Source organism: Paracidovorax cattleyae (assembly GCF_900104515.1).
Lineage (GTDB): Bacteria > Pseudomonadota > Gammaproteobacteria > Burkholderiales > Burkholderiaceae_C > Paracidovorax > Paracidovorax cattleyae.
Genome location: NZ_FNJL01000044.1, coordinates 22,921 through 32,308, shown reverse-complemented (window position 1 = coordinate 32,308; position 9,388 = coordinate 22,921). Strand labels below are relative to the sequence as shown.

Annotated in this window: 4 protein-coding genes and 1 pseudogene; all 5 read right to left on the bottom strand. The window is 64.5% G+C overall.

The genetic code is table 11. The annotated features are described in order from the left end of the window. Window positions 1-278 (bottom strand): transposase (locus BLR05_RS26855; RefSeq protein WP_244160165.1); only part of this gene is annotated, 278 nt, incomplete at its 3' end. Window positions 279-296: 18 nt separating this feature from the next. Continuing rightward, window positions 297-2,429 carry an RHS repeat domain-containing protein gene (locus tag BLR05_RS23675; RefSeq protein ID WP_244160164.1) on the bottom strand — a complete coding sequence of 711 codons (2,133 nt, stop codon included), beginning with the start codon at window positions 2,427-2,429 and terminating at the stop codon, window positions 297-299. 263 nt (window positions 2,430-2,692) lie between these two features. Next, a complete protein-coding gene (locus tag BLR05_RS26195; RefSeq protein WP_167361334.1) occupies window positions 2,693-3,478 on the bottom strand; it encodes a hypothetical protein in 786 nt (261 codons plus the stop codon). Between the two features lie 289 nt (window positions 3,479-3,767). Beyond that, window positions 3,768-8,148, bottom strand: a pseudogene (locus BLR05_RS23670) (RHS repeat-associated core domain-containing protein); the annotation flags it as partial. Window positions 8,149-8,199: 51 nt separating this feature from the next. Beyond that, window positions 8,200-9,384, bottom strand: a complete 1,185-nt coding sequence (locus tag BLR05_RS23665) for a hypothetical protein (protein WP_092839788.1) — start codon at window positions 9,382-9,384, stop codon at window positions 8,200-8,202. Window positions 9,385-9,388: the final 4 nt, after the last annotated feature.

Below are 9,388 nucleotides of genomic sequence, written 5' to 3'. Positions count from 1 at the left end.
TAGCTCGCCCTGTCCAGCAACTGGTATTCCATCTGCTCGTCCGACAGGTTGTACAGGCGCTTCAAGACCAGGATGCGCACCATCACCTCGACGGGATAGGCCGGCCGACCACCCTTGCGGCCATCGCCGCGCTCGATGAGTGCATCCACCAGCCGCGCCAGCTCGGCGAAGTCGATGTGCCGCGCGATTACCTGCAACGGATCGCCCACTTCATCTCTCTTATGCTGGCGCGACGCCTCGGCAAACAGATCGAACTTCAAGGCGCTGCGAGGAGAGATCATGGTGAGGAGGACGGCTCAGGTCTTGTCGGTGAACAAGGGAGTGGCCGGGTTTTGAGAGGTTCCCTCTGGACCGTGTCCCTTGCGTCGCTGCTCGGGCATGCCGTGCGTGCCTGTTGCCGAGTTCGGCACGGCCCGCAGCGCCGCCTCTCCCCACACCTTGTAATCGACCGCCCAGGCAATCTGCCCCTGCATATCGGTCAACTCCAGCGGCGCCCCGATCTGGTCACAGTGGTACCAATAGGTATGCCGGTCCTCTGCCGTACCCTGGACAGTGGCCATCGGCACGAAGCTGTCGGCCTCGTAGATGAACAGCGCCTCGCGCCCGCCGCGCTGGCTATGCGCCATCAGGTCGCCATCCCACAGGTAGTGCGTCGAGCCGAACCGGTCGCTCTTGGCCACGCGGCGGCCAAGCGCATCGTAGGTGTAGCGGGTGGCCTGCGTCACGCCGTGTCGGGTGGTGGTGGATTCGACCAGTTGGTGGTCGGCGTTCCAGCGCAGTTCGATGGTTTCGTGGTGGCCGGCCTTGCGGTTGCCGCGGGTGCGCTTCGTCACGTTGCCATGCAGGTCGTACTCGAAATGCAGGTCCTGATAGAAGCGCAAGCGGTTGTCACCCACCACGCCCAGTCCTTGCTGGGGTATGCCCTGGCCTGCCTGCTGGCGTTGCATCTGCGCTTCGCTGGCGTCCAGCAGGTTGCCTGCGGGATCGAAGGCGAACAGCTCCCTGGCTAATGCGCTGCCTTGGGCAGGCAGCGCGGCGAGGATGCGCCCGGTGGGGTCGTAGTGGAAGTCCTGCCGGCCGCGCAAGGTGTCGGCGCGGGCGACGAGCTGGCCCGTGGCGTCGTAGGCGTACGCGCGTTCCAGCACCGCGTTCGATGCATCGGATGCCGCTGGCGCCACATTCCCGCTGCCCCGCAGGCTGGCGCGGTGGCGCACGAGTCGGCCCGCCGGATCCCAGCCGTAGTGGCTGGTGGCGGCACCCTGGCTGCGCTCGATCTCACGGTGCAGTGCGTCGCGCTCGATGTCGGTGATGACTTCGTGGGCGCCCTGGCCGTCCGCCGGGGCGATGTTGATCTGGTGCAGGTGCCCGGAGCCGTAGAACAGCCAGTTCAGCGTGCGCCCGTCGGGCAGGCCCGTGCGGATGCGGTTGCCCAGCGGATCGTAGGCGTGGGAGAGCGTGCGCACGAGGTCGTCAGAAGCTGGGTGGCCGGGGCGGTTGCGGCCCATGCCCGCTCCACCTTGGCCGATCAGCGTTTGCGTCTCCGACAGCAACTGCCCCACCGGGTCATACGCGAAAGCAAGGTGCGCCGCGCCATTGTTCGCCTGGGTGAGGCGTCCCAGCGAGTCGTAGCGGTAGCTGGATTCCTCCACGGCATCGTGCCCGTGCGAACGCTTGGCCAGCAGCCGGCCCAGCGCGTCGCGCTCGAAACGCGTGACCTTGCCGGGGCCGGCATCGCAGCCTCCAGTTTCGATCACGTGCGTGAGCTCGCCCGCGGCGTTGTAGACGTAGCGCTGCCAGCGGCCGTCGAAGCCGATCTCGTCGGTGAGCTGGTCGCGCAGGTCGTAGCGGAAGGTGGTCCGGGCACCGTTCTCGTTGACGAGAGATACGAGACGGCCGGCTGTGTCGTAGTGGTAGGCAAGGGTGCGGCCGGCGGCGTCCCGACGGGAGAGGGGGCGACCCGCGCCATCGTAGGTGTAGCGGGTGGCCTGGCCGAGCGGGTCGGAGTAGGCCAGCAACTGGCCTTCTCCGTTCCAGGCGTATTGGTGGACGGCGGGTGCGCCGTTCGTGCCGGGCTCTTCCACGCGCACGAGCCTGCCGGTGCCGTCATAGGCGTAGCGCGTGGTGTGGCCGAGCGCATCGGCGCGCTCCAGGACTTGCCCCATGGGGCCGTAGACAAAGCGTGTGGTGCGGCCCGAGCAGTCGGTGGTGGCGACAAGGTTGCCGGCCTCGTCCCAGGCCAGGCGCCGTGTGCCGCCGCGCACGTCGGTGATTTCCACGGGCCGGCCATGCGTGTCGTAGGCGTAGCCGGTGGCCTGTTCCAGGGGATCGATGGAGCGCACGAGATGGCCGCGAGCGTCGTACTCGCGCCGCCATGCATGGCCCATGGCATCGCGCAGCACGGTGACGAGGTCGTGGCGGTCGTATTGCAACTGCGTGCTCTGCCCCAGCGCATCGACGATTTGGACGATGTTGCCGCGCGTCCCAGTGACAGGTGGACCCTGCCCGATCAGTGTTTGCGTCTTTGGCAGCAACCGACCACCAGCGTCATGCGTGAAGGCCAAGGGCTATGCCCGTTGTTCGCCTGTGCGAGAGGACCCAGCGCGTAGAAGCTGTCAGTGGCCTCCACCACGCTCTTGTGCCCGTGCGATCGCTTGGGCGACGGCCGGTCGAGCATCTGTCTGAAATCAGGAATTCAATATGGAAGTATTATTTCCTCTATATCTTCACCAAGCACATTAATTTTTAAAAAATCCCTTAAAATTTCATATGATTTAGCGTTTACGCTTTTCTTCCATGAATAAAGGAAATTAAGATTTTTATATGGATTCTTTAATCTAAGGGCAATAGTTTCTATATAGCCCTGATCGTATTCTTCATCATGTATTTCCAAAATTCTTTTATCCCATTCATCTCTAGGGTCGGATGCCGCTCCTATAATTTCATCATGAATTCCCGTTTCGTAGTAGTCGGTTTTTGATTTTTCGGTCATCTCAATAACCAAAGAGATAATATCCTCTGCATAAATTAAATCATCCGACAAGCTTTCAATGCGCCTTCCTACATTTATTATTTTTTCTGAAAGATCATTTTTCTCTATCGAGATAATAAATCCTTTTTCAAGTCGTTTGAAATATCTTTCAATTGTTCTTTTTGCAACATTGTCAAAATTACTGCACATGGAGTTACGTATTTTATTCTCCAGTAGGCGGCCTTTTTTGGGATCTTTAATTACTTCTTCAAATGAGATTTTTGAGGAGCTCAGAAAATCCCTGGCCATTGAAATTTTCTCAAACCTCTCTTTTTTTGGAAAATTTGGAAACAATGCATCAAAACAGCATTCCAAACTAATTAATATGGCAAGATCGATTGCATTACTTGGCATGTCATCTTCTAGGAGTTTTAGGTATTTCAATTCTCGAAGCGTCTCTAGTTGCCTGGGGTAGTTTTTTATGGCTCGACCCGCAACCTTTTGTGTCATAGGCTTCAATATCGTACTTTAGATTGTCAAGAACCTCTTGGGCCGCATTGACATGCCCATCCCATGTCCCGACGCCGTCAAGTGATCCACCCTTTCCTTTAAAGCTATCGGATTTTGCTCTTCTGAATAGGTCAAGTTTGTCTTCGTGGAGGTGCTCGACCCTCTCAAGCACACCCCTAGAACCTTGCGTTTCTTTTTTTCCAATAGATGTGCTAAGCGCGTCTTTATAAATTTCTTCACACGTTCTTTGATCTTCGCACGGGCATTTTTTTCGATTTCTTTTCGAGCGTAGTCCCCATGGGTCAATCCAAATAATAGGGTTGACAGCATAAATCGAGAGATTTATCCCCCCCCATTAATCCGATCGGATCTTCACTGACAAACCTACCCACCCCCGGGTCATAATACCTGAATCGGTTGTAATGCAGCCCCGTTTCTTCATCGAATTGCTGCCCCTGAAACCGGAAGGGCTGTTCGATGGGCGGAGGCGCGGTGCCACGAACTGTCTTGTCATTGGCTTCGTGCCAGGGCATTCCCGACCCATTACCTCTGCGCCTTTCGCTGGATAGCCCGTGCGTTCCAGTCGCCGTATTCAGAACGGCCCGGAGCGTGGCCTCACCCCAAGTCTTGTAATCGACCGCCCAGGCAATCTGCCCCTGTACATTGGTCAACTCCAGCGGCGCTCCGATCTGGTCGCAGTGGTACCAGTAGGTATGTTGTTCCTCTGCCGTGCCCTGGATGGTGGCCAGCGGCACGAAGCTGTCTGGCTCATAGATGAACAGCGATCCGCGCCCGCCGCGCCGGCTGTGCACCATCAAGTCGCCATCCCACAGGTAGTGCGTGGATCCGAACCGATCGCTCTTGGCCACGCGGCGACCAAGCGCATCGTAGGCGTAGCGGGTAGCCTGCGTCACGCCGTGTCGGGTGGTGGTGGATTCGATCAGTTGGTGGTCGGCGTTCCAGCGCAGCTCGATGGTTTCGTGGTGGCCGGCCTTGCGGTTGCCGCGCGTGCGCTTAGTCACGTTGCCATGGACGTCGTACTCGTAGTGCAGGTCCTGGTAGAAGCGCAGCCGGTTGTCACCGACCACTCCGAGGCCCTGGGGCGTAGCTTGCCCCGGTTGCTGGCGCTGTATCTGCGCTTCGCTGGCATCCAGCAGGTTGCCCGCGGGATCGAAGGCGAACAACTCCCTGGCGAGAGCGCTGCCCTGGGCCGGTAGCGCGGCAAGTATGCGCCCTGTGGGGTCGTAGCGGAAGTCCTGTCGGCCGCGCAAGGTGTCGGCACGGGCGATGAGCTGGCCCGTGGCGTCATAGGCGTAGGCGCGTTCCAGCACCGTGCTGGATGCCGCTGGCGCCACGTTGCCGCTGCTCCGAAGGCTGGCGCGGTGGCGTACGAGTCGGCCGGCCGGGTCCCACCCGTAATGGCTGGTGGCGGCGCCTTGGCTGCGCTCTACTTCGCGGTGCAGGGCATCGCGTTCGATGTCGGTGATGACTTCATGGGCCTCTTGATTGTCGGCAGGAGCGATGTTGATCTGGTGCAGATGGCCAGAGCCGTAGAACAGCCAGTTCAGCGTGCGCCCGTCGGGCAGGTCGGTGCGGATGCGGTTGCCCAACGGATCGTAAGCGTGGGAGAGCGTATGCACGATGTCGTCAGAAAGTGGATGGCCGGGGCGGTTGCAGCCCATGCCCGCTCCACCTTGGCCGATCAGCGTTTGCGTCTCCGACAGCAGCTGTCCCACCGGGTCATAGGTAAAGGCGAGATGTGCCGCGCCATTGTTCGCCTGGGTGAGGCGTCCCAGCGAGTCGTAGCGGTAGCTGGATTCCTCCACGGCATCGTGCCCGTGCGAGCGCTTGGCCAGCAGCCGGCCCAGCGCGTCGCGCTCGAAACGCGTGACCTTGCCCGGGCCCGCCTCGCAGCCTCCTGCTTCGATCACGTGGGTGAGCTCACCCGCCGCGTTGTACACATGGCGCTGCCAGCGGCCGTCGAAGCCGATTTCATCGGTGAGCTGGTCGCGCAGGTCGTAGCGGAAGGTGGTCTGCGCACGGTTCTCGTTGACGAGGGATACGAGCCGGCCGGCTGCGTCGTAGTGGTAGGCCAGGGTGCGGCCGGCCGCGTCCTGGCGCGTGAGGGGGCGGCCTGCGCCGTCGTAGGTGTAGCGGGTGGTCTGGCCGAGCGGGTCGGAATAGGCCAGCAACTGGCCTTCTCCGTTCCAGGCGTATTGGTGGACGGCGGGTGCGCCGTTCGCGGCGGGCTCTTCCGCGCGCACGAGCCTGCCGGTGCCGTCATATGCGTAGCGCGTGGTGTGACCGAGCGCATCGGTGCGCTCCATGACCTGTCCCATGGGGCCGTAGGCGAAGCGTGTGGTGCGGCCCGAGCAGTCGGTGGTGGCGACAAGGTGGCCGGCCTCGTCCCAGGCGAGGCGCTGCGTGCCGCCGCGCGCGTCGGTGATCTCCACGGGCCGGCCATGCGTGTCGTAGGCGTAGCCGGTGGCCTGTTCCAGGGGGTCGATGGAGCGCACGAGATGGCCGCGGGCGTCGTACTCGCGCCGCCATGCATGGCCCATGGCATCGCGCAGCACGGTGACGAGGTCTCGCCGGTCGTATTGCAACTGCGTGCTCTGGCCCAGCGCATCGGTGACCTGCACAATGTTGCCGCGTGTGTCGGTGCGCAGGCCGGTGCGCCGGCCCAGCGCATCGATGCGCCCGCGCGGGGTGCCCGTGGCGTCGAACGGTGTTTCCTCGCGCACGGCCTCGGGCGTGCCCTCGGCGGTGACGGTGGCCACGATGTTGAAACGCGCGTCCCAGTGGTAGGCGGTGACGCGGCCCAGGCCGTCGATGTGGCGGGTGATGCGTTCGGCGGGGAAGTAGGCGAAACGGTCGTCGTCCTGGCCGGGCACGGGCGTGTCGGCGCACCAGGAGCGCAGCACGCGGCCCTCGGGGCTCTCGTGGTCGTATTGGGCGAAGTAGCGGTGGCCGCTGGCCTTGCGGTAGCCCACCAGCACGCCCGAGCGCCAGGCGTACTGGCGGTAGGGAGCGGCGCCATGGTGGGTGGCGACAAGCTGGCCGTGGGCGTCGTAGTCGTAGCGCGCGAGTTCGATGGGCGCATGGCCGGGCACGAGGAGTTCGACGCGTGCGATGCGTTCGCCCTGCAGGGCATCGTGCGTTGCGGGGGCCGGGGCGCGCTGCCATGCCAGGCGCAGGTGGCGGCCGGCCGTGTCGGTCAGGCCGGTGAGTCGCAGCGGGCGAAAGGCTGTGGCGAACGGATCGGGGCTGGGCCGTGCAGCCACTCCCTCACGGGCCCGGCGTTCTTGCTCCTGGCGGCCGCTCCAGGTCAACGGCTCTGCCGTGCCGCCGCCGGTGCCGGGTTCCATGGGCTCCCAGTGCAGCGCGATGGCGTTGCCGTCGCGGTCCTGCAGGCGCGCGAGCGGCAGGCGCCACTGCTCGGGGGCCTCGCGGCGGAAGTGGTGCTGCAGGCCGCTCTTGTGCTCGACGATCCACAGGTCGGCGCCAGGGCGGCGCACGGTGAATTTCTCGTAGGGGTCGAAGTAGTCGGTGCCTTCGGGCACCAGGGGCAGCGGGACGTGGCGTCCGGCCTCGTCCAGCAGGACCATTCCCTCGGCCGAGAGGCGCAACTGCTGCGCCACCGGGTGGCTCCATCCGCGCCCGAAGGGCCCGTCCTCGGCCAGGCCCGAGCGGTAGCGCCTGCGCCAGGGCAGGGACAGCAGCGGGCCGGGGCCGGGCAGCGTGAAATCCGTCTCGTCCATGAGCTTCTGCCCGCTGGAGATGAGCACGGGGCTGCCGATGGCGCAGGATTCGCAAGGACCCTTGCCGTGGGGCTGCTTCTTGTCGCTGTGCTCCGTGGTAGGGTGGGTATCATTCTTGCCCTTGCTCTGGGTGCGCATCTTGAACTTCTTGCCGGCCAGGGCCAGCAGAAGGGCGAGACCGGCACCGAGCATCCATTTGGCGAGGCGCTTGCGGGCCGCTTCCCGCTGGGCCTCCGTCATCGGAGAGCTCCAGGTCTCCATGATGGATTTCAGCTCTTCGGCCGCCGCGATGCCCGACTCGCCCAGGGTCGCGATGCGGTCGGCCACCACTGCGCCACCCAGCACCTGCCCGACCACCGGCACGCCCTGCGCCGCTGTGGCAGCCATCGACAGTGCCAGCCCGCCGTAGGTAGACGGGTCCTCGAGCATCTCCATGATCTCGTCGATCTGCTCCTGGGCCGCGCCCTCGAAGTGCTCGACCTTCATGCCGCCCAGCACGTCCGCCCCGTTGCGCACCGTCTGCTGAATCTCGGGCGCGAGCTTGCTGAGGACGGAGTTCGTCAGCGTGGTCACGCCGTTCACCACCATCTCGCCCGATTCGTAGACCACCGTCTTCACGTAGGTCACGTGCTCGTTGACCTTGTCGCGCACGTTGGTGAACAGGCCCACGATGACGCTGACCGGGTCGTGCTGGCCCTGGTCCATGGCGCCGTAGCGGTTGGCCATCTGCGTGCCGTGCTCGCGGATGGTGCCCAGCGGAACGTCGATGGCGCGGCTGTTGTTGGCATGCCATGCCACGCCGGGCTTGCCACTGGTCTTGAGCTTGACGGGGGTGGCCGGATCGAAGGTCCAGCCGTTGGCGACCTGGGTGATCGCGCCATTGCCCCCGCTGAAGATATGCGTTCCCATGCTCGGTCGGCTCCCTGTTCTTGTTCGTGTCGGTGTCTCTTTTTCTGCTCGTCAATCGCCGTGCTGGAGGAAGCGCGACGAATAGGTGCGCACTGCGTCCACGGCCGCGCCGCCGCTCGCCGTTGCCGGATGGACATCCCGCCTTCCAGGTAGCGTCACCGTGCGTTCCAGCGCCACCGCCGCAGCGCCGCTGCCCTCGTCGAGTGCCCAGGACAGCACCGAATTCGGCGGGCGCTCGTCATGCCATGCACGCTCGGCGGCCAGGGCCCAATGCACGGGCCCGGTGGCGGCGCCCACCTGGCCGATAACGGCAGCAGGCTCCCAGTCGGTGGGTTCCAGGTCCGGGGCTGCCCGCACTCGGGCGGTCACCTGCGCGAGCGCCCGCCATGCGGAGCCATCGAAATCCGAGATGCCATGGCCCACGTGCTCGCCCTGCCAGCCGGCCTGGGCCAGCGCGTTGCGCAGCACCTGTTCGAGCGCGCCGGTGTCGGGGGGCTGTGGGGGCCTCCTGTGCGGGCTGCTGCTTTCCGCCAGGGCGGGGGCATGCAGCACGAGGTGGCGCTCGCTGCTGGCGTGGGTATCGGGCACGCTGGCCAGCCACAGGCAGGCCGCCGCTTCGCTCGCGACGCAGCCTTCCGGTGTGCGGTCGGTGAGCAGCGCGCCTTCCGCGTAGGCACGGGCCAGCCTCGGCGGGTCGAGCAGGCTGTCCACGGCCATGAGCAGTGCAGTGCCACCGGGTGCCGTGTTGCCCTGGAGTTCGTACAAGCCTGCGAAGCCTGCCGTGTGGCCGCCGCGCACGAAGCGGCAGGGCAGCGTCGTCCAGGGCGCTTCGGCCCCTGGGCCGGCCCAGCGTGCCAGTTCTGCAAGGCTCAGTCGCCAGACCTCGGCGCAGTCTGCGTCTGACATCCATGCAGGCAAGGCCAGGACCATCTGATCAGGGGCTGGCAAGCGGACCGAACTTCCTGCAGCCAGCAAGCTGGCACCGAGATCGGCCAGCGCGGCGCCCAGCAGGCGCGCCAGGCGCGGGATGCCGGTCGCGTCGCCCGTGATCTCCGGGCAGGGGGCCGTGGTGATGGGATGCGGGCCGACGGCAGGCCAGGCGGACTTGCGGAACCGCTTCTGCAGGCCCACCCAGGAGGCGGCCGATTGCCAGGCGCGCGTGCCGGCCGAGGTGACGGCGCCGCAGTGTTCGATGCGCCAGAGGCGGGTGGGCGAAGCGGGGGAAGAGGAGACCATGGGA